This window comes from Humidesulfovibrio sp., from assembly GCF_031082295.1.
Lineage (GTDB): Bacteria > Desulfobacterota > Desulfovibrionia > Desulfovibrionales > Desulfovibrionaceae > Humidesulfovibrio.
In genome coordinates, this window is sequence record NZ_JAVHLD010000013.1 from 37151 (window position 1) to 57454 (window position 20304).

General features: G+C 64.9%; 15 protein-coding genes. 1 reads left to right on the forward strand and 14 read right to left on the reverse strand.

The window, feature by feature from the left end:
* Window positions 1-109: 109 nt before the first annotated feature.
* Window positions 110-403 carry a hypothetical protein gene (locus RDU24_RS08755; RefSeq protein WP_308735363.1) on the reverse strand — a complete coding sequence of 98 codons (294 nt, stop codon included), beginning with the start codon at window positions 401-403 and terminating at the stop codon, window positions 110-112.
* Window positions 404-510: 107 nt separating this feature from the next.
* Here RDU24_RS08755 and RDU24_RS08760 point away from each other — a divergent pair, with 107 nt between their 5' ends.
* A complete protein-coding gene (locus RDU24_RS08760; protein WP_308735364.1) occupies window positions 511-753 on the forward strand; it encodes a hypothetical protein in 243 nt (80 codons plus the stop codon).
* Window positions 754-885: 132 nt separating this feature from the next.
* On the opposite strand, the gene RDU24_RS08765 is transcribed toward RDU24_RS08760, so the two are convergent.
* From RDU24_RS08765 to RDU24_RS08825, 13 genes are all read right to left on the reverse strand, one after another.
* Window positions 886-1326, reverse strand: coding sequence for a hypothetical protein (locus RDU24_RS08765; protein ID WP_308735365.1), 441 nt, complete (start codon window positions 1324-1326; stop codon window positions 886-888).
* A gap of 2 nt (window positions 1327-1328) precedes the next feature.
* On the reverse strand, window positions 1329-2240 hold the full coding sequence (locus tag RDU24_RS08770) for a hypothetical protein (RefSeq protein ID WP_308735366.1): 912 nt from the start codon (window positions 2238-2240) through the stop codon (window positions 1329-1331).
* On the reverse strand, window positions 2240-10816 hold the full coding sequence (locus RDU24_RS08775) for a hypothetical protein (protein ID WP_308735367.1): 8577 nt from the start codon (window positions 10814-10816) through the stop codon (window positions 2240-2242). The genes RDU24_RS08770 and RDU24_RS08775 overlap by 1 nt, the downstream gene beginning before the upstream one ends.
* Window positions 10801-12705, reverse strand: a complete 1905-nt coding sequence (locus RDU24_RS08780; protein ID WP_308735368.1) for a hypothetical protein — start codon at window positions 12703-12705, stop codon at window positions 10801-10803. Before RDU24_RS08780 ends, RDU24_RS08775 begins: the two co-directional genes overlap by 16 nt.
* 9 nt (window positions 12706-12714) lie before the next feature.
* Complete coding sequence (locus tag RDU24_RS08785; protein WP_308735369.1) at window positions 12715-13371, reverse strand: hypothetical protein; 657 nt, start codon at window positions 13369-13371, stop codon at window positions 12715-12717.
* Window positions 13372-13373: 2 nt separating this feature from the next.
* Complete coding sequence (locus RDU24_RS08790; protein ID WP_308735370.1) at window positions 13374-13835, reverse strand: hypothetical protein; 462 nt, start codon at window positions 13833-13835, stop codon at window positions 13374-13376.
* 2 nt (window positions 13836-13837) lie between these two features.
* Entirely contained in the window at window positions 13838-16237 is a 2400-nt protein-coding gene (locus RDU24_RS08795; RefSeq protein ID WP_308735371.1) for a hypothetical protein, read from the reverse strand.
* Between the two features lie 9 nt (window positions 16238-16246).
* On the reverse strand, window positions 16247-16825 hold the full coding sequence (locus tag RDU24_RS08800) for a hypothetical protein (RefSeq protein ID WP_308735372.1): 579 nt from the start codon (window positions 16823-16825) through the stop codon (window positions 16247-16249).
* Between the two features lie 63 nt (window positions 16826-16888).
* Window positions 16889-17455, reverse strand: coding sequence for a hypothetical protein (locus RDU24_RS08805; RefSeq protein WP_308735373.1), 567 nt, complete (start codon window positions 17453-17455; stop codon window positions 16889-16891).
* A 107-nt stretch (window positions 17456-17562) separates the two neighbouring features.
* The gene (locus RDU24_RS08810) at window positions 17563-18036 is read right to left on the reverse strand and encodes a hypothetical protein (RefSeq protein WP_308735374.1); all 474 of its coding nucleotides are present in this window, start codon (window positions 18034-18036) and stop codon (window positions 17563-17565) included.
* A 32-nt stretch (window positions 18037-18068) separates the two neighbouring features.
* A complete protein-coding gene (locus RDU24_RS08815; protein ID WP_308735375.1) occupies window positions 18069-19067 on the reverse strand; it encodes a major capsid protein in 999 nt (332 codons plus the stop codon).
* A 33-nt stretch (window positions 19068-19100) separates the two neighbouring features.
* Window positions 19101-19931 (reverse strand): hypothetical protein, encoded by an 831-nt coding sequence (locus RDU24_RS08820; protein WP_308735376.1) that lies wholly within the window; start codon window positions 19929-19931, stop codon window positions 19101-19103.
* Window positions 19912-20304, reverse strand: coding sequence for a hypothetical protein (locus RDU24_RS08825; protein WP_308735377.1), 393 nt, complete (start codon window positions 20302-20304; stop codon window positions 19912-19914). The genes RDU24_RS08820 and RDU24_RS08825 overlap by 20 nt, the downstream gene beginning before the upstream one ends.

Below are 20304 nucleotides of genomic sequence, written 5' to 3' on the forward strand. Positions count from 1 at the left end.
CCGCCGCCGCCCGAACTACCAGCAATACGGCTGTCATTACCCCCGCCTTTGGCCCCATCAGCACTAATAATGCACCCGGAGGCTACAGATACTAATGGTGAGAACAGCATCAGCAACCCACCGCCAGCCCCCGTACCAGCAGAAAGAGAGCCAGTACCAGCACCAACTGGGTCGCCAGCACCGCCGCCAGCATTTGCGCCAAGACCCGCAGAACCTGTGGCACCATAAGCACCAGCGTCCGCGCTAGGCCCTGGGACGCTGGCAACACCACCGGAACCAGCTCCACCGCAGCATGGACCACCCTTGCCGCCAGCCCCAACTGATACCGTCCCACCGCTTTGTGGAGCGCCCGTTGCACCTCCGCCAGTCTGCATAGCAGATGCCGCAGACCCAGGATGCCCATTGTTGTCTCCTGAAGCTGTCCATCCGGCAGCGCCAGCAGCGCCCTCCCCAAGAACTATATAGCCCGCGAGACTACGCTTGAGCTTGCGCTGGATATAGGCTGGCACGATGTCAAACACGGTGACGTTGCCGAAGTTCCCGGCTTTGCCCAGCTTGTCGATGTTGATTTTTCCTCCGTTTTTCAACTCCACCGAAACAGACGAAAATACGATCAGCCCTTTGCAGTTAGCGCTGACCGTGAGCGTTCCGCCGTCCACAATGAGCTTTTTACACATGAGAACAGCGGCCTCAGTGATTGTGTCGATGTCCAGTGTGGCCGAGCCAGTGACGGTCCAGGTGCCGTCGCTGTAGCTGACCACCCCGGTGATGTTGCCAAAGGCCGAGCCATCACCGAACAGCGACTGTGTCCCCAGCGGACCGGGAGGAATCCCCCCGACCCCTCCGGGCCAGCCACCGCCGCCTTCATGCGGTGACATGATGAGGCTAGGCATCTGCGAATTTCCAGCCGCGAGTCTGAATCCACGCGGTCTTGCCAGAGGTCAGCGCGGCGTTGAACTTCGCACGCAACTTCCAGCCAGCGGGGATGATGAGGAACTTGTTTCCGGCGATGTCGGCCTGGACGATGCCCGCCATGTTCGCGTGACCGAGCACGTTCGTCGGAGGAGTGGCCCCATCAGACTTGCTACCAGCAGTTATCGCAGTCGGAACATTCGTGATCTGGTAGTCATTGGTCCCGTCGTGCAGATACAGGTTGCACAACGCGACAGCAGTATCGTCGGTGGCGATGGTGATGCTGTCGATGCGCTGATCGACACCAGCGGTAACAGTCGTAAGGTCTGCCTCGGTCGTGGACGAAGCAGCGGGGAAACTGACCAGATTACCAATAGCAACGCCAGCGTAAATCGGAGTGGTGTTGACAGCCATGATTATGCACCTCCACAGGTTGCTTGCAGTACAAGGTTGGCGGCCACTGTGAGGCTGGCCGGGACGTCTGGAATATCCGCATTTGTTGGAACCTGGTCTGGATCGGTCCCTATATCCACCCGAAAAACAAGCACCTCATTTCCACCAGGATTAAGAGTGGACACAAGCAGTCCGGAATTGGAAGCCAGACCAAGCTTTTGGCCAAGATATCCCGACGCCGCATCCGTTGCGCTTATCATCACCGTGCCGACCGCCGCAGCGGCCTCGTCCGCGCTGTCCGCAGCGGCAGCGGCAAAGCCTTCGGCTGCATCCTTGGCGGCCACGGCCGCGAGTTCGGCGTCCTCGGCGTTGGTTTCCGCAGTCTGCGCGGCCTGGGCAAAGCCTTCCGCGCTAGAAATCTGCGTCGTTGTCGGCCCATTGACCAGGGCGTTTGCCGATCCGTTCCATGTCAGCACAGCGTTGGCCACGGGGCTGGGCACGGAAAGGGTGGCCCCGGAATAGGACACCGGCAGCGCCAGGCAACGATTGATCTGCTCCTGCAGGGCGAGGCAGACCATGATGGCCCGGTCCAGGCAGTCCTCCAGCGGCTCGGCCGGCACACCGTCGCCGGGCTGGAAATCCGTCTCCTGGGTCATTCCCGGCACGCGTCTGGCGGTAAGGGTCCAGCCCGTAGGCAGCACTGGATAGGCGCTCCCGGCCAAGGGGAACGTCAGCGTGCCGCTGGACTCCCCGGCGCCCGTGAGGCTGTAGTCCACGCCTTGCACAAGCGGATATTCCACGTTGGGCGTCACCAGGGTGTTGGTGATGATGGCCACCACGTCCGCGTCCTGCTGGAAGGGAAAGCGCAGCGGAAAGCTCGTGGCGGCATCGTTGCCGGAATAGTCCTCGCGGTTTTTATCGGTGGAGAACGCCATTACTTAGCCTCCTTGGGTGCGCGGAAGAACAGGCGCATGGGGTTTACCGTCTTGCCCTCGGCCATGTCGTGGACGCCCTGCACCGCCCGCCAGATGGGCCGGGTGGGAATGCCCACGCTGAAGCCGACCAGATCCACCAGGGACTGCGCCGCCAGCAAAAACTCGCCGTCCCTATTCTTGCCGTCAAGCAGGTTCATCGTGCGTTGCACCAACTTGCCTACGTCCTCCACGGGCTTGAGGGCCGCGGCGCCGCTCGCGCGGCCGCCGAACTCGATGGAGCGCACACCCTCGCGGATGAGGGGCAGGCCCGAAAGCAGGTAGCCGAACAGGTCAAAAAACAGGTCGCGGAACTCCGGCCAGGGCTCGCCCTTGGCCCAGGCGATGATGCACGAGGTCAAGAGCGGCGGCAGCACCCAGGAGAGCATGACGTGGCGCATAAAGTCCTGGCTGGAGATCATGCTCTCGCGCCAGCCCCGGATGAAATAGGCCTGGTTGTTCAGCAGATTGGCCGAGAAGGACATGAACATGGAGAACAGCCTGGCCACGCCGGCGGAGCGCAAAAAGGTCGGCGCGTCCACGATGCCGCCGCTGGCCTGAGCGCGCTTGACCTTTTCGTCCGCGTAGGCAACGGCGCTGGCCGGGTCCATGCCGCGCTGGTTCAGGGCCTGGTCGTAGGCGCCGTACCACGTGGGATAGGCCACCAAAGCGTCCATGGTCTGGATGAGCGAGAACATGAAATCCTGGTAGTCCTTGACCGTGAGGTTGATGCCGACCTTTTGCAGCAGCTTGATCTGGTGCTTGTCCAGGTCGAGCCGCATCACCAGGTCGTGCATGGTGGAGTCAAGGTTGTGCCTGCGGTCGGCCATGTAGGGCGAAAGGTCCGCAGCCACGGCAAAGGCGTCGGCCCCGTGCTCGGCCATGATGGCCGCGCCCTTCATGAAGGCCTTGAACCCGATTTCCTGCCAGGACATGGACGCGCTGGAGAGCTGGGTCAACGCCGTCTGCATGGACAGGCCAAGGGCCTGCAGGCTGCCCAGCACGCGCAGTTTCTCGAACATCTTGTCGAACTTGCCCGGCATGACCAGGCTGGGCCGGGCCTGGCGGCGCAGCCAGTTGCCCAGCTCCATGTATGAGTCCTCGCCCAGCGCCTTGACCCAGGCCGTGCGGAACTCGGGCACGGCCACCAGCTTGTAGGCGTTGCGCAGGGGCAGGCCGTAGTGGATGAAGTGCAGGCTGGAATTGATGTGCGAGGACAGCACGCCGAGGGACAAAAGCGGCGGCAGGCTGGAGCCCTTGCGCTCCTTGGTGAAGGAGTTGACCGGGTTGGACTTGCGGAACACGGCCGCCGTGTGCTGGATCTCGTCGGCGTAGGCTCCGGTTTCCACCTCGTTCATGAGCTTGTCCAGCCCGCCCAGGAAGGCGGCCTTGTCACTCAGGCGATGGTCGAAGATGAGCGGAAAGTACCCGCCGCGCAGGTGCCCGGCCGGAGAATCCAGGGCCAGGGGCTCCACCTTGATGAGCGGCCCGCCGTTGACCACGCGGTGCACGTGGTCGATGAGCGGGTAGAGCTCGTCGATGGTGTCCCAAATCTGTTGCACCATGCGCCATTCGTCGGCGGTCAGGCGCTCGGTGATCTTGGCCAGATGGTCGTAGGTCCAGCCGTAGCCGCCCATAAGCGCGCGGATGTTGCCCTCGTTGCCCATGTTGAGCGCCACCATGAGCACCTTCTGGCGGTCCCACAGGCCGCCCCACTCCTGGGCCACCTCGGCCCGCAGCGGCACGCCCTCGATCTTGAACACCTCGGCGCGGTCCTGGGCCAGGTAGGGCTCGAATATCTTGTCCAGCTTGTCGCCCATTTGGCGCAGGGCGTGCTGCTTGTCGCTCTCGGCCTGGTCAAAGGGATGCACCAGGTAGGTGGTGGTATTCCCGGCCTTGGAGTTGGGCCCGTGGTTGGTAAAGCCGTCCGCCGCGTCGGCCCAATAGCGCACCATGCCCAGCTCGGCCATGAGCCCGCGCGCCCGGATGAGAACCTTGCGGCTTTCGCGCTCGCGCTCGGAATAGGCCTTGGGCCCCTTGGTCAGCTGGTTCATGGTGACGACCGAGCGTTCTGCCACGTCGGTGATGAGCAGGTCCTCGGCCAGGCCCAGCATCTTGCGCTCGTTCACGCCCTGGTGGTGCAGATAGTTGAGGGCGCCCTTGAGCTCGCGCATCTGCGCCACGGTCATGGTCTGCACCGAGCGGAAGCCGGACTGCGGCTCGGAGAACAGCCAGGCCGGAATCTCGGCCAGGGCCGCCACGTCGATGCCCTTTTCCTGCACGAACTGCAGCAGGGGCGGCATGTCGTAGGGCATGGCCGGGGCCATGGTCGGCGTGCCCAGGCCAAAGCGCTGGACGATGGCCATGGCCTGCTCGCGGTAGTCGAAGTCCATCCGCTTGGAATAGAAAATCCGCTTGGACAGGTCCTTGAGCTTGGACATTTCCTCCCGCGCCTGGGTGCGCTCGCGGATCTCGGCCAGGGCCAGGCGGCGGCGCTCGTTGGCCTCGGACACGCGCTCGGCCCACTTTTCGCGCAGGACCGCGACGCGCGCCTTGTCCACCTCGCGCTGCTCCTTGACGGCCATGTTGGCCTCGTTCTTGAGCGCCACGGCCAACAGGAACTTGTCCTGCTTGATCTGCTGGCCGACCTTGGCCACGGCGGCCTTGAGGTTCTGGAAACTGGATTGCAGCTGGGCCACGGTCATGTTCTCGACCTTGCGCGACACCATGCGCTTGATGCCTTCCATGCTGGCCGGAACGAAGTTGCGCGTCAGGCGCTGGAGCATGCGGGCCTCGGCGTCCAGGCGCCTCTCCTGCAGCTCGTTGGCCCACGGGGTGCCGTACTCGTTCCAATCGGCATCGAACTGCGCCAAACCGGACTCCACGAAGGCGCGGCGCTGCTCGCCGCCCTTGAAGTTCAAGGCCTCCAGCACGGCCTCGGGCGAGTCGAACTCGAACTCGATCATGGCCTGCTCCACGGTGTAGGTGGAGTCCTTGGACAGAAGCCCGGGCCGCACGCGCTCGTTCACGTCCTGCCCCCACAGATAGCGCGCGCTTTCCAAGTTAATCTTGGGTCCTGGCTTGTAGTCTTTGGCTTTGCGGTCCGGGCGCTCCTGCATCAGGGGGTCGTAGTTGTAGGCCAGGTAGGTGACGAGGCGATAGGCCTTGTTGTTGCGCAGCTCGTCGTCGAAGTGCTCCACCAGCTGCTGGCGGTACTTGCGGCGCTCGGCCTCGTGGTACTTCTGCATTTCGATGTCCGCGGCGAGCGACGCGCGGTTGGCCAGCGTCTCGTAGGCGTCCAGCTCCTGCCTGGTGAGCACGGACTCGTCCAGGCTCGTCTCTCCGGCAAAGATGGGCTCCAGGCCGTACTTGTTGCGGGCGCCGTCCAGTTCTTCCTGGGTGGCCAGCATGCGGTCGTACACGCCCCGGATCTCGGGGTTGATCTTGACGCCGGCGCCGCGCGCGGCCTTGTACAGGGCCAGGAGCCAGCGCTTGAACTTGGCAAAGACCTCGTACATGGCCTCGGTGGGGGCCTTGCCTTCGCGCAGGTAGGTGAGGAAGCCGTTGGCGAACCGCTCCTGCCCTTCCTCCGAGATCCGCTCGTCCTTCTCGCGCAGCCAGGCGCGGATGGTGGCCAGGTCCGCCTCCTGCTGGGCCGTGGCGTGGCCCAGGCCGACCAAACGCTCCAGCTCGGTCAGGTACAGGTGCCCGCTTTCGTGCGGCACGGTGGAGACGTTGGCCTTCTCGAACGTGCTGATGATGGTCTGCCCGTGCTCCCAATGGATGGCGCCGTACTTGCTGCCTGCCATGCTTTGATACAGCGCCTGGCCATCGGCCACGGTCTGGCGCAAGGCCGGGGTGATGGTCAGGGAATGGACCGAGATGTTGCCTAAGCGCTCTGCCTCGGCCCAGGCTTCCGCAGCGGTGTTGTGGCGCGAAAGAATGTCCGGCGAGTCCCGGCGCTCCAGGCGGTAGGGTTGGGACTGGCTATCTCGGTTGACCTTAAACTCTCCGGCGTCAAGGTTCGTCTCCCCCACCTTGGCGCTGGGGTCCAACTTCTTGACGTACTCGGCCACGGCCTTGGGCAACATCTTGTCGTAAAAGCCCTTCATTCCACCGCCGCCGATGTCCAGACCGTTGCCGGACTCCTTGCCCTCGGCCTCAGCCATGATCTTTTCAGCCATGGGCTTGCCAATAGCTTCATCCAGCGGCTTGTTCACCAAACCGTCAAAAGCCCTGTTGCGCGAGTCAACGCGGCCAATCGTTCCGTCAGCGCCGATAAACAGGTCTGCCTGGGCACCATCGGTCGTCACCAGCGTTGCGATTCTTTGTGGCCCGCCACCGTTCTGGCGCCAAGCGATACTTTCCAGAGAAGCACTCAATTTATACCGCGCGGCCTGCTGCTCGCCCGTGGTCCAGGCCACGGCGTCGTAGCCCTTTTCCACGGCCTCGCGCAGGATGCGCTTGAAGGCCAGCATGGCCCAGGATTTTTTGAAGGGGGCGTTAGGCACGCCCACAGTACGCTTGCCTTCAAGCCTCACTTTTTCATCGTAAATTTCATAGTATAGGTTATTGGCCTGCTGCTTCTCCGCTTCTGTTGGCAGTTGGTCCGCAGAGCGTCCGTCTAACAAGCGGTCAAGTTCGGCTTGAAGCGCGTCAAGTTTGGCTTGGCTTCCCGCCACCAATTCCTGGGAATATCCCTTCTTCCGCCCTGCCTGGTGCCAATCGCTTTGGATCTCCTCGATGAACAGCACACGGTTGCCGTCCGCGTCCATGCGGTCGTTCAGGCGCACGTGGGCCAGGACGTTGGGCTCCTCCCAATGCGGTGAGCGGTACACATCCGGGCTTGCCGCCGCGGTGATCTTGCCCTCCTTTGGCACCATCACGCCACGGTCGTAAAAGCCACGTACTTCGGCGTCGGTCGCCTTTGCCTGCGGGAAACGCGCGCGATAATCGGTCAAGAACTGCGCAAAGGTCATGTCCGTGCGCTGGCTCGGCAGCGTCAGCAGCACCTCGCGGTAGTTCTCGCCACCGGGGAGTTGGTAGCTGGCAAACTTCGGCGTGTTCGCCGTGCTGCCAGTTTCCTCGTCGATGCCTTCCCAGGCTTCTTGAATACGCGCCGCCTCGTCCCAATTTCCCGCCGCCTCGGCTTCATTGATAGCCTGTTGCCACTCGTTGCCCGTATAGTTGTATTTGCTGTTGCTGCGTTTGGTGATTTCCTCCAGCCTCGGCCCGCCTTCCTTGATGAACTGGAGCACCTGCTCCTTGCTGATCTTCGCGTCGGAGTCCTGGGCCACGCGGATGTAGTGCTCCAACCCAAGATCGGACAGTTCCTCGGGGCGCAGTCCTGGCTTGGGCGTGCCGTTCTTGTCCCAAAACTGACTGAGCCAGAACTTGGCCGGCTGAGGCTTCTTGACGTTGATGCCTTCCAAAAAGCGCGCCGTGGGCGAGTAGAACGCGGGCGCCGACTGAAAGAACAGCCGCCCCTCGTGGTCCTTGACACCTTCGAGCATAGACAATACTGTCATTTCGGAAATGCCAACTGCTGGCCGCGTGGGACTCTGGCTCTTGCCGGAAGAAGGCGCGGAGGTACCGGTTGGCATCTTCTTTTCCGAGCGCAGGTCATACAGCCGGAAGTCCTCCAACTCCTTGACGCCCTTCTCGGCCTCCTTCACCGTCAGCTTGACCACGTAGATGCTGTCGCCCACGCGCACCGGGGAGTACAGGCGATGCACCTGCGCCACGCCGGCCTGCTTCTTCAAATCCAGGTGGGTTTCCACCAGCACCGCGTTTTTCACGATGTCCGAGAGCACCGTCATCACCTGCACCATGGCCGGGTAGTGCCCCTCGTCCGGGTGGTCCTGGGCCACGTGGCGCGCGCCGCGCTCGGAAAGGGCAATGTTCCATCCCGTGTCCGTGTTGACCACGTGGCCCACGTGCTGCTTGGTGTTGGCCAGGGCCTGCTTGCGCATGGCGGCCTTGTGCATGTTCAGGTCTATGGTCTCGCCGGCGTCCAGCACCGGCACGGATCGGTTCAGGTCCACGTCCTCGTTCATGGGCGCCTGGAACAGCGGTCCCTCGATGTGCGTCTGGCCGTCGTCCACCTGGTTGCCCAGGCGCTCCAGCCTGGTCTGGTCGCGGTCGATGGCCGCCGAAAGCGCCGCGATGGAATCCTGGTTGGCCCCGTCCGCGCGGGCCATTTCCTCGGCCAGCTTGGCCTGATAGCCCTCAAGGCGCGTGCGCACGTTCTGCATGATCTCGGCAATGGGCACGGCCACGCGGTTGCCGCGCTGGATGTCGCCCTGCTGCTGGCCGCCTTCCTGGTCCGCCACGGGCGCGAGGTCCGCAGCGCTCACGCGGTCGCCAAAGCGGCGCTTGAAGGACTCCAGGCTGTCGGCCTGGATGCGGATCTTGTTGCGCTCGAACCAGGCGGCCGGGGTTTCGTGCCCGCTTTGGGTCAAGGTGCGCGCGAGGTTTCCGAACAGGCTGGCGGTCATGATGGCCTGGTTCTTGGACACGCGGCCCGTGGCCATGAGCTCCCCGGCCAGGCGGTCCACCTCGTGCTGGGGCACCTGGGCCTCGTCAAAGGCGCGGGCCAGCTCCTGGATGCGCACCTGCTCGGCCTCTATGTCCAGGCCAAGGGCCTGGCGCGCGGAAATGTCAAAGGCGTTGACCTTGAGGTCCGGGGCCAGGGCCTCCCAATGCCTGCCCTGCGCCAGGGTGGAGGCCACCTTGTCCGTGGGCAGGGCCAGGTCGGCGTCGATGGCCTTGGCGTGGGCGTACTCGTCCTGGCTGATGCCCATGACCTCCAGCACGCGCATGGCCTCGTCCATGGCGTCGGCCTGCTGGAAATAGCCGTCAAAGGCCCGCGCGTTGATGAACAGAGGCGGCGCCTCCTGGCCTTCCGGGGTGCCGGTCATGGTGCGCACGGCCTGCTCCACGGCCTCGGGGCTGCGCTGGGCCAAACGGTTGGCATCAAGCGTGGTTTTGAAGTCGTTGAGCTTGGCCTCCACCACGCGGGCGCGCGCCAAAGACTTGGCCGTGCGGAACATGCCAAGCCCGGTGCCGGCGCCGATGAGCGGCAGGAAAGACGCGCTGGCGTCCACCACGGTCTGGCCCACGCGCTCGCCCTTGGCCTGCTGGCTCATGGGCTCGATATAGTTGCCCGGGGCCTGGGCGTTGTGCATGTCTTTGGCCAGTTCCCCGAAGTAGATTGTCACCAGCTCCTGCAGGCCCTCCTGGCCAGACTCCAGCAGCCAGGCCCACACGCCCTTGGCGCCGATGCGCGCCATGAGCGCGCGCGTGCCGGGCAGGCCCATGCCCTTGACCACGGCCTCCTTGACGAACTGGCGCTTGGTGGCCTCGCTCAGTCCGCTCACGGCCTTGCTCACGCCGGTCATTTCCAGCAGCACGGCGAGCTCGGCAGCCTCGATGCCGGCGTTGACGGCGCCGGTGAGCACGGCCATGCCGCGCGCCAGCTTAAAGTCGATGGGCTTGCCGGTGTTGGCATCGGTGTAGCCCATGTATTCCTCTAACGCGCTGCCGCCTTCCAGCTTGAACATGCTGTAGTAGGCGCCTGCCCCTGCCCCCACCTTCATGCCGCGCTCCGCGGCCACGGCTGCGGAGGCCGGGTTTTTGGTGGCGGCCAGGGTGGTGCCGTACATGAGCGCGCCGCCGGCCAGGGAGGGCCAGCCGATATCCGGCAGCATGTCGCGGTACTGCGCGGCCTGCACCACGCCGCCCGTCAGGATCTTCTCCAGGTAGGACTCGGCCTTGGGCACCTGGACCTGGGCCAGCTTCATCTGGCCGATGGTGCGCCGCAGTTCCGGGCGGTCGCCCTCAAGCAGCAGCTGCGAATAGGCGAAGGCCAGGGCGTCCTGCTGCCTGCCCGCCTCCCAGGCCTGGCCCGGGGCGCTGGCCAGCCAGGCCACGCCGGTGCGCTCGTCCACGGGCCTGTTCTTCTGCCAGAAGCGGTCCCACGCGCTCCAGGGCGAGGTGTCGCGCGCGGCCTGGGCCGCCTGCACGCCGGGCCAGAGATCGGCAAGGGAGTTTTCCAGGCGCTGCAGGGCCGCCACGTCGTCCTTGGCCAGGGCCATGTTGGCCGGGTCGGAAAGGAACAAGGCCGTGCCGGGGTTGTCGCGGGTGAGCTCGGGCACGTTGGGGTCCGGGTACTTGGCGATGTCGCGCACCTGGGCTAGGTTGGCCTGCACAAACGGCTCGGGCAGGCTGGTCTGCCTGGCCAGGCTGCGCACCTCGGCCACCTGGTCGGGGGCCATGTTGCCCGTGCGCTTGAAGGCCTGGACCACGTTCTCGGCCAGCACGTCCGGGGCGATGGGCTCCAGCGGCTTGAGGCCGAAAGGCATGGCGCCGGGGAACTTGGGGGCCTTGTCCGCGCGGGCCTGGTCCTCGGCCTGCAGGCCTTCGATCAAGTCAGGGGCGGTCCGCTGCACGGGCGCAAAGTCCACGGGCAGCATGGTTTCGGTGCCGCTGGCCTTGTCGCCTTCCAGCACGTCAAAGAGGTTTTTTACTGCGCCAGCCATGCCTGCTGCCCCTTCTTAAAGAGATAGTCCGGGCCGTACTTGGCCAGGGCGTCGCGTTCGATGCGTTCAATGGTGCGCTCGTTCACCGGGTACTTGTCCTTGCGGCCCGCGTTCAGCTCGTCCATGAGGCTCATGACGCCCTGCCGGATGATAAGCGAGTCCTTGCCAAGGGTCTGGTAATACTTGAGCGCGGCCTCGTCGCTGGGGATCATGCCCAGCTTGGACATCTGTTTGGCCGTGGGCTTCAGGTCCGCCCTTTCGCCCGTGAATTGCGCCAGCCCGCCGCCGTAGCGAGCGGAGCCAAAGGTCGTTTTGTCGCCGCTGGAGCCGAACAGCCCGCCCCAAAAACCGGGACCGCTGCCCCATGTGGTGCGGCCGGTGACGACCGGGGCGGTGTACTTGTCGGCCACCTTCTGCATGTCCGCAGGGCTCATGCTGGGGTTTCTGCGCACCTCGTCCTCGTAGGCCCGCAGCGTGCGCACGTACTCGCCATTCTGCTTGACCTCGTTGTCGTCCTTGGGCTTGTCGTGGAAGGAAAGCCCGGCCGCGCCCGCGGACTGCTTGAACGCCTCGTAAGCGGGCTTCATGTCCAGGCCATCGGAAACGATCTTGGTCCAGTGGTCGCGCCGGGCGGTGGAAAGGGAAGGCGCGTGCTGCGCCAAAAGCTGCCAGCCCTGCGAGGACAAGCTGCCGTTCAGGCTGGCCTGGAACATGGCATAGTCTGCGGCCGCGGCCTGGGCTTCGTTTTGGGCCTTCATGCTGTTCTGCATGAAGGGGATGACGTGCCCGGCGGCCGCTGGGTTTTGCTTGGCAAACTGCATCCAGGCCTCGGGCGAGACGTCGCCCTTGTTCTCCATCCAAAAACCGACCAGCTTTTTGCTGGCCGCCTCGTTGGCCAGGCTGCGCGCGCGGTCCTGCTGCCCCTGGAGGTAGTGGGCGCGGCCCTCGGCCAGGGCCATGACGTTGCGCCAGGTGTCGCCCTTGAGGCCCTTGGACGCCACGTAGTTGGCATCGTTCAGTAGGGCCACGGCCTTGGCCGGGTTGTTGCCGGCGTCGGCCATGACGCCGAAATAGGTGTCCATGTTGGCCGTGTTCTTCTCCTGCACGCGCAGAGTGGTCACGGCGTGGGCCTGCATGTCCGGCGAAATCTTGTCGCGGATGCCCTCGGTGAGCTGCTGGCCGTCCTTGCCCTTCTGGCCGAACAAAAGTTCCTTGGCGTAGGCAAAGTCATCCTTGTCGCCGTAGGCCAGGGCCAGGTTCAGCGCGTGCCCGTAAATGTCCTGCTGGGCCAGGATCAGGCGCTTGGTGTTGTCCTCGCCCGGGTGCGCGGCGTTGATGGCGTTGGCGGCCTTGACGTACTCCGCCTCCACTCCGGCCACGTCGCCCCACTTCAGAGCCACGCCCTGCCTGGCGGCCTGCACGGCCCCGTCGGAGACGCTTTCGGCGTAGAGCTTTTTCTGCTGGGCTTGGTGCAGGCTCACGGCGTCCAGGCCCTTGTCGCGGTTGGAGCCGATCATCTTGGCCAGGAGCAGCTTCTGGCGCTCGTTCGGCACGGCCTCCAGGGTTTTCTGCGCCTCCTCGTCGTACCACTGGATGGCCTGGTCGTAGACCGCGGGCTTGTCCTGGCCGCCGAGGGCATCCTTGCCCTGCGTCTGGCGCACCTTGTCCAGCATCTGCCGCTCGCGGTCGGCAAAGGAGTTGTGCGTGTCGATTACCTGCAGGGCGTCCTGGCGCTCCTGGTCCTGCTTCATGGCCTCGATCACTTCCTTGGGCAGAAGCTCCCGGCCAAGGTTGGGGTCGCCATAGTCCGAGGGCTTTGCGAACACGCCGGCGCCGGACTGCGGAAGGCCTACAGTAGGGCCGACAGGGGAATCAGGAATCTTGACCATGCGCGCCTCCTAGCCGTTTAGCTGCCAGTAGCGGCCGCCAGCGGTGAGCAAAGACTCCGTGCCTGCGGAGGCGGACTTGTTGGCCGCCAGCGTGGCCTCGCGCTGCACGCCCGGGATCTGGTTGCGCAGCTTGGTGGCTGCTATTTCCGCATTCCAGCGGATGAGCGCGGCGTCGTCCTCCATGGCCTGGTAGGTGTCCTCCAGCACCATGAGCGGGCTGCCCTCGTTGACCTTGACCCCGGAGGCGCCAAAGCCCGCCTTCTGCTTGCCGGCCAGGGCCATGTACTTCTTGCGCACGGTCTGCTCGTCCATCCTGCCCTTGGCCAACTGGAACTGCGCCTCGTTCTCCAGCAGGGCGGCGTTCATGGCGCCGATGCTGCGCTGGCCGGCGGCCACGTTGCGCCCATTGATGAACTGAGCCAGGCCGCCGATGCCGAGCGCGGCCTTGAGCACGTTGGTGGAGGTCGTCTTGTCGGTGAAGTGGTCCCACCAGGAGCCGCCGCCGGAGGTCAACCCGGGCGTGCCCGTGTCCGCCGGGGCCGGTCCTGGCCCGGTCCATTCGCCCGAGGCGGTCCAGGGGGTGTCCTCGTACAGGGGCGTGGAATCCACGAGGCTGCCGGTGGACGGACCGGCATCGACAGGTACGGCAGGAGTTTCCCAGGTCATGGCTACCTCGCAAGTTTGGCGAACAGGATATGGTCGATGCGGTCCTGGCCGAAGTTTTTCAGAGTTACGATGTCGTCAGTCAGCCCCACCAGGTGCGCGAAGCGCTGGCCCCGGTCGTAGTCCGCGCGCACCGTGGCCTGCAGGCGGTGGAATCCGCCCTCGCTCATGAGCCCGGCGATGCCGCGCTTGAAGGCATGGACAAGGCCCGCGGCGTCCACGAAAGCGCGCTTGTCGATGAAGGCCCAGCCCCAGCCCACGCCGGGCCAGAACAGCGTGGCCCCGGACACGGCCAGGATCTCGCCCTGCGTTGACCTGTAGGAAAAGGCCGGGCCGCTCTTGGCCAGGGTGAGGGCATGCTCCAGGCTGCCGTTGACGCTCCAGCCTTCCACGCCGTCGGTGTCCAGGCGCTCGCGCGGGCATATGGCCAGGAAGTGGTCCGGCTCAAACTGGATGATATCGCCCATGGTCAGCCTCCGGTGCCGTGGATGCGCGGCATGATGGACAAGATGGTGCAGGGCAGCGGCACGTCGTGGACAAAGCGAATCTGCGGGCTGGCCTCGGTGCCGCTGTCGAGGGTTATCTCCTTGTCGCCGGAGAAGGGCACCAGGGCCGCGCCCATGCGCTCCGTGCCGTCGCAGAAGTTGATGGTGGAAAGGTCGCCGTTCTTGGGTCCAGCCTTGAGCCCATAGGTCTGGTACAGGCGGATACCGACCTTGGAAATGCGCGCGGCCCGGCCCATGGCGGTGCCGTCCTGGAACCCGGCCTCCATGGCGTGCGGGACCATGCTCGCCTCGTAGTGCAGTCCGACGTGAACCTTGGCGCAAGCCTGGAGAAGCGGCACGGCACCGCCCGTTACCACTTGCGGGGTCAGCAGCTTGCCGTCGCCCAGCATGTCCACGGTCTTGCCTTCCAGCCAATCCAGGCCCACCAGGCCGGTGAACATGCGCGCGAACTCCGCCACGGCCACGTCCCGCAGCTCGGCCGGGACGCTAGTCTGCAGGCTGGCCAGAACCTTGCCCGCGTTACTTGTGGTGGCCGTCACCTTGGCCCGCGACAGGGTGGTGTCTGCGTTGCGGAACGCGTACTGCCGGCCCACGTTGGAGGCGAAGTTGATGTTGAAGGCCGCGCCGCTGCCGGCGTTGCTGGAGAAGATGAACACCTCGTCGCCCTTGGACCAGGTGGCGTTGCTCACCGGCTGCATGCGCAGGCGCTTGGCCGTGGCTTCTGTGTCCGCAGGGTTCCAGGCGCTCACGGTTGCGCCGCAGTCCACGAAAAAGGCGTCCTCGCAAGTGTCGTCATTGGAGAATGTGGGTGCCAGCACCTCCACGTAGCGCTTGGTCACGCCGTCTATTTCGCGGCGCACGATAAGCCATATCTCGTCCCGGTCCTCGCCGGGGATGGTGCAGACGCTTTCAACGGCCCCGTCCGTGATGAAGCGCCACCAGCCCACGACCTCGTGGTCGCGGAAGTAGGTTAGCACCGGGGAAATGCCGTCGTCGCGCACGGTGAACACAAGGCGGTGCGGGGTTTGCGCGTAGGCCCATTCTTGCAGCACGTTGTCGCGCGTCAGGTGCTCGGCCAGGACCATCATGTCCGGGGAGTTGTAGCCGTCGCTTTCCAGGGTGTAGGCAAACTCCAGCACGCGCTTGCCGAACTGCTCCACAAACAGCACCACGGAGCCGATGGCCAGTGCGCGCATGGTGGAACAGCCGTTGAAGGTTTCCTTGTCCGCGTCAATGGAGGTCGGCGTAATGGCCCCGCCGTCCGAGGACTTGAGGATCCACTCCGAGCCGGTGGTGCCCATGAGGAACACCTTTTTGCCGCGCGTCATCCAGACGATGGCGTTGACCTCGCTGTCGTCGATGGTAAACTGTGCCATGTCGTTGTCGCGGCTGGGGCGCGAGCGCGAAAGGTTCTGCGGCTCGCCCACCTTGCTGCCCCACACGGTTTGCGGGCGATTGTCAGTGCCGCCCATCCACTTGCGGCCGCCAAAGAAGGCGCCGCAGCGCGGATAGTTGCCCGCGGAGTCGAACGGCTGGTAGTCCTCGGGCGGGGTCAGGGTGGCGTCGTAGTCCTGGCCGGTGTCCTTGAACACCTCGCCGTCCGGGTCGGCAGAGCCTATGTACTTGAAGATGCCGTCATAGCCTCGGTAACAGCACACTTCCACGGCATCCGCGCCGGCGTTGCTCCACACGCATTCGTTGTAGTTGGTGGTGGAGAGCGAGGCGTTGCCGTTGGCCACAGTGATGGTGGCCGTGGGCAGCGACTCGTTGCCGTCCATGTCCTTGGCCGTGAGCTGGTAGGAGTAGCTGGTGCTCCCCGTGGTGCCCTTGGCCGTCACCGCGGCGCCGAGCGGCGGCGTGATGCTCGGGCCAAACACCTCGTCGGCCATGTTCCACTGCGTGTGGGACAGGCGCGTCAGTTTTTGCGGGGCGTGGCGGCTGTGGTAGGAATACAAGATGTCCGCGGTCTGCGTGTACTGGAGCTCGGGCAGGTCAATCTCAAGGTACGGAGTCCCGATCTTCACCGGACTGGCGTTGCTCACGATGACGCCGTAGATGCCGTCCTCTCCGCGCTTCCAAGGGCGCATGTAGCCGTTACCGCTCGCATCCTCGCCAAACTCCAGGGCATAGGCCTGCACCGTGGAGAACTTGAAGGGGATCAGGCGCGCGCGCGCGTTGTGGTTTTCCACCTCGCCGGCGTAGATGGTGCCGGAGCGCTTGGTGCCCGGCCCCTGCGGCCGCACGATGAAGTTGACCAATTCCTCGCAGGCGTTCTTGAGCTTGTTGAAGTCCACGCGCGCGTCCAGCAGCGGCGTGGTTTCCCCTGCGGTCAGGTTGGTGATGATGGGAACGACCTTGCCCATGGCCCGCTCCTAGCGCCTGATGGTGATGTAGGTGTCCTTGGGCAATTCCGGCGGCGTCTGCTGGGAACTGTCGAAGCCCGTCACCTTGCGCAGGGTGTAGTCGTACAGCTTCAGCAGATCCACGGTGCTGGATTCCTCGTCAAGCAGCGGGGTGCAGGCCTCCATGGCCAGGCGCACCACGAGCAGCCGCACGAAGCCGGGGGAAAACTGCAGAGGGTCGTCGATGGCGGCGGTGTAGATGAGCACAGGCGCGACCTCGTTGCAAAACAGCAGGTCGCCCTCAAGCTCGTAGGGTATTTCGGCCAGGCCGGCGTCGCGGTCGATGGCGCGCGCCTTGACCATATCTGTCGGCAGCGCGAAGGAATAGGCCCAATAGTCCGTCGGGTCGTCGGCCACCTTGGCCAGGGCCTCGCGCTTGCGCGCAAAGCCCCAATTGTGCTCCTCCAGGGTTTCGAGCACCATCTGGTCATAAAGCAGATTGCAGGTGGCGGCGGGCTTGTTCCCGCTCTGCTCCAGGCTGGCGATGCGCGCCTGGCCGATCTTGAGCAGGGCCATGTTGCAGATTTTGACTTTGGATATGGTGGCCATGCGCTCCTCCCCTTTCAAAAAGGGGGCTTGTGAGGCCCCCTTGGTGCGTCTTGCCGCTCAGGTCTAGTTCAGCGTCTCGCTGATGGGCGTGCCGGCGGCGTCCTGGGCCTCGGCCTCGGGATCAGCCTTGCGGGGCGGGGCGCTGGCTTCGGCGCCGGTGCCCAGCAATTCGGGCTGGGCCGGGTCGGCCTCGATCTTGGCGCGCTGGGTCGGGTGCAAGGGGTCAATGCCCTTGGCCTTGGCGGCGTCGATGATGAGCTTGGCGATTTCCTCCGTGCTGGCGTTGCCCGGCACGCTCACCTCGAACTTGGCCAAGAGCTTGGCGCGCTTGCTGGTCTGCAGCCCGGCGATGAACGCGACCTCGCGCTGGTCATAGCCCTGCGGGCCCTTGGGCTTGGTGCCTTTGGGAGCCGGGGAGTTGGCGGGCTTGGCAGCGGGCTTTGCCGGGGCGGCAGGAGCGGCGGCCATGAGCTCGGGCTCCGGGCCGTCCTCGGCCACCGGGCCCTCGTCCACGCGCGCAAAATGGCGCGGCACCTTGTCCGCATGCTCCGCTGGGTAGCTGATGCGCTCGCCCGGCTTGTACAGGCGGCCTTTCCAGAACGTCTTTTCCTCGCATACAAATACAGCCATGTTGCCTCCTTGCGCCACTAATGTATTGCGCGGGGCGGGGAGGTGGCGGCTGCCCCGCCCCGCGCGGGCAAGGGGGCTTGCGCCCCCATCCCTTCAGGTTCTGCGGCCTACTTCATGGACTCCGGGGTGCCCATGGGGCTGCCCAGCCAGGCAGTCATCTTGCCGGCGGCGATGGCCGCGTCCGCCGGGGTGGTGATCTTGAGCTGCAGGTACTGGTAGGTGGCGTCCGCCGGAAGCGGCACGTTCCACAGCTGGTCGCCGTCGTCGCAGTCAGTGATGGTCAGGGTCTTGGACATCAGCACCGCGGCGTTGGTGGTGATGGCCGTGCCGTTGTTGGCGCTGCCGTGGATGAGTTCCAGGGTGCAGGTGGTGCCGTCGCCGGTCTTGGTCCAGTCCGTGTCCTCGCAGATGACGTTGAGGTTCAGACTGTTGCCCTGGCCGGGGTTGAGCGCCTTGGCCGCGCCAAAGAAGTTCTGGCCCACGCCCAGGTCGATGATGTTGGTCGAGTAGATGCTGGCGCCGGAAGCGCAGGCGACCGACTGCGAATCGGAAAAGACCAGCTTGTCGTCCATGATAGCCATAGTGTTGCCCTCCTAACGATTGACGCCAGCGCCTAGCTGACCTGGGTTTCGGTGTCGAGGATCTGGTCCACGCGGCGGATGGGCACGCCGCGGAAGTGCTGCACGGGCACGCCGAAGATCTCCGCGCTGGTGAAGTTGACGTTGGTCTTGTCCTTCACCGCACTGTCAATCTGCGCCAGCACGGTGCCGTTGCAGTAGGCCTTGGAGCCCTGGCCGCGCTTCTTCATGCGGTTCATGACGTTCAGCATCACGTCGTCGCTCCAGAGGTTGCTGGAGCCGGAAGTCTCGATGTTGCACACGCGGCCCACGGTGCGCGGATCCTTCACGGCCATGCCGGCCTTCACCTCGAAGTAGTCACGGTAGCCCTGGAACTTGCGGCCGGTGGAGGCGCCGGAGCTGTCGTACTCCTCCAGCGTCACCTCGCCCAGGTCCTGGTGCTTGATGCCCATGTTGGGCTGGTTGCGCGGATAGAACATGAAGGTGCCGTTCAGGCTCCAGTTGACCAGGTACACCGAGGTCAGGTCCGATCCGGTGCCGGAGCAGCCCAAGGTGGTGTTCTTGGAGGTGCCGGTGCCGGACAGGGTGTTCAGGCGCGGGGCCAGGCCCGTGGGCTGCTCGGGGTCGATGTTGCCATTGGCGTAGACCATGGCCTCGGCCAGGGTCTGGCCCAGGCCTTCCAAAAAGGCCGAGGCTTCGCTCATGCGGAAGGCCTTGGGGTCGGCGGCGGCGTCGGCCAGGGTCTTGTCGCACTCGGCGTAGGAAACGAGCATGCCGAGCGTGTCCACGATCTGGCGGGTGTCGCTCACCTCGGTGCCGGCACCGCGGTTGATGCGGCGCCAGGTGCCGCTGGGCAGGCTGGAGCGCTGGGTGGACAGGTTGGAGAAGGTGTCGTTGCCCTCGGTCCAGATGGCGTCCTGCAGGATCTCGTTGTCCTCGGTCAGCACCTCGACGATGGCGGCGGTGTCGCCGTTGGGATCCTCGCGCTTGGCGAGGTCCATCAGGGTCAGCTTGTTGCGGGTGAGTTCAGCCATAATGGCCTCCTTGCCAGCCTCGATACTGGCTCGTTATTTTTTGTCCATGCTGGGGAAGTTGAGCATGGGCGCGCCGTCCTTGGTCCTGGCGGCAGTGGCCGGGCCGCCGCCCCTGGCACCGCCCAGCGAGTCCTCGCTCATGCGCTCGGCCGCGCGGCTGAGAAGCATGAGGAAGGGAGCGCTGGAACCGATGAGCGGGTTGCGCGCCCATTCCACGATCTGCTTGTCGTCTCCGGCCAGGGCGTTGAACGCGCGCTTGGCGTGGTCCAGCTTCTGGTCGAAGTTGGCGCCCCAGCCGCCCTCCTTCTCGGGCTTCTGGAGCATCTGCTTGCCCTGCTCGTTGGCCTTGGCTTTGGCTTCGGCCTCGGCCGCCTGGTGCTTCTCGCTGGCGTCCTTGAGGAATCCGTTCTGCCATTCGGCCAGGCCCTTGACCTGCTCCTTGGTCAGCTTCAGCTCCAGCGCCTTGGCGCGGAAGCTGCCGCTGTACGCCTCGTCCACCGTCATGCCTTCGGCCACGGGGATTTCGTAGGCGTCCGCGCTTTCCGGCGGCTTGGGCAGCGCCTTGAGCTCGCCGTCCATGTCGTGGAAGCGCTTCAGGAAGCCCGCCAGGTCCTTGTGGCCCTTCAAAGCCTCGGACCCACGCAGCTCCTCGGGAATTGCGTTCTTTAGTTCTTCCGGCAGGGAGTCGAAGAAGCTGGCGCCAGCGCCGGCTCCTCCCGCTCCCTGGCCCTCGGCCCCGGTCCCGGCGCCGTTTCCGGCCCCGTCGTTGCCGCCCTGGTTCAGGTTGGCGTTTCCTTCCGTTCCGGCGCCCTGGCTCGCGGTGTCATCCGCTCCGGCAGCACCATCATTCAGCAGGGTGTCCATCCGTCTCTCCTTGTGTTGGTTTCTGAGCTCTGTAGCTCAAGGTCAAAAGGCGGGCAGCGCCCACCGGGTCCGCGTCTGTGATGTCTCGGAACAAGCCTTGGGCCGCCTCGTGCTTGCCCAGCAGGTAGTAGGTTTCCGAGTTGCCCGTGAACAGCTTCTCCTTGAACAGGCCCAGCCGCTCCAGAATGACCCACAGCACGCGCAGGCCTTCGGGCATGGACAGGAGCTTGGCCAGGTCGTTCAGGTACTCGCGCACGAGCTCCGGCTGGCTCGCGTGGTCCCGGGCGATGCGCGCGCGCATTTCCGCCAGGGAAAAGCCAAGGCCGTGCTCCAGGGCGGAAAGGTTGACGGGTTCGGGTTCTTTCTTCTTCAT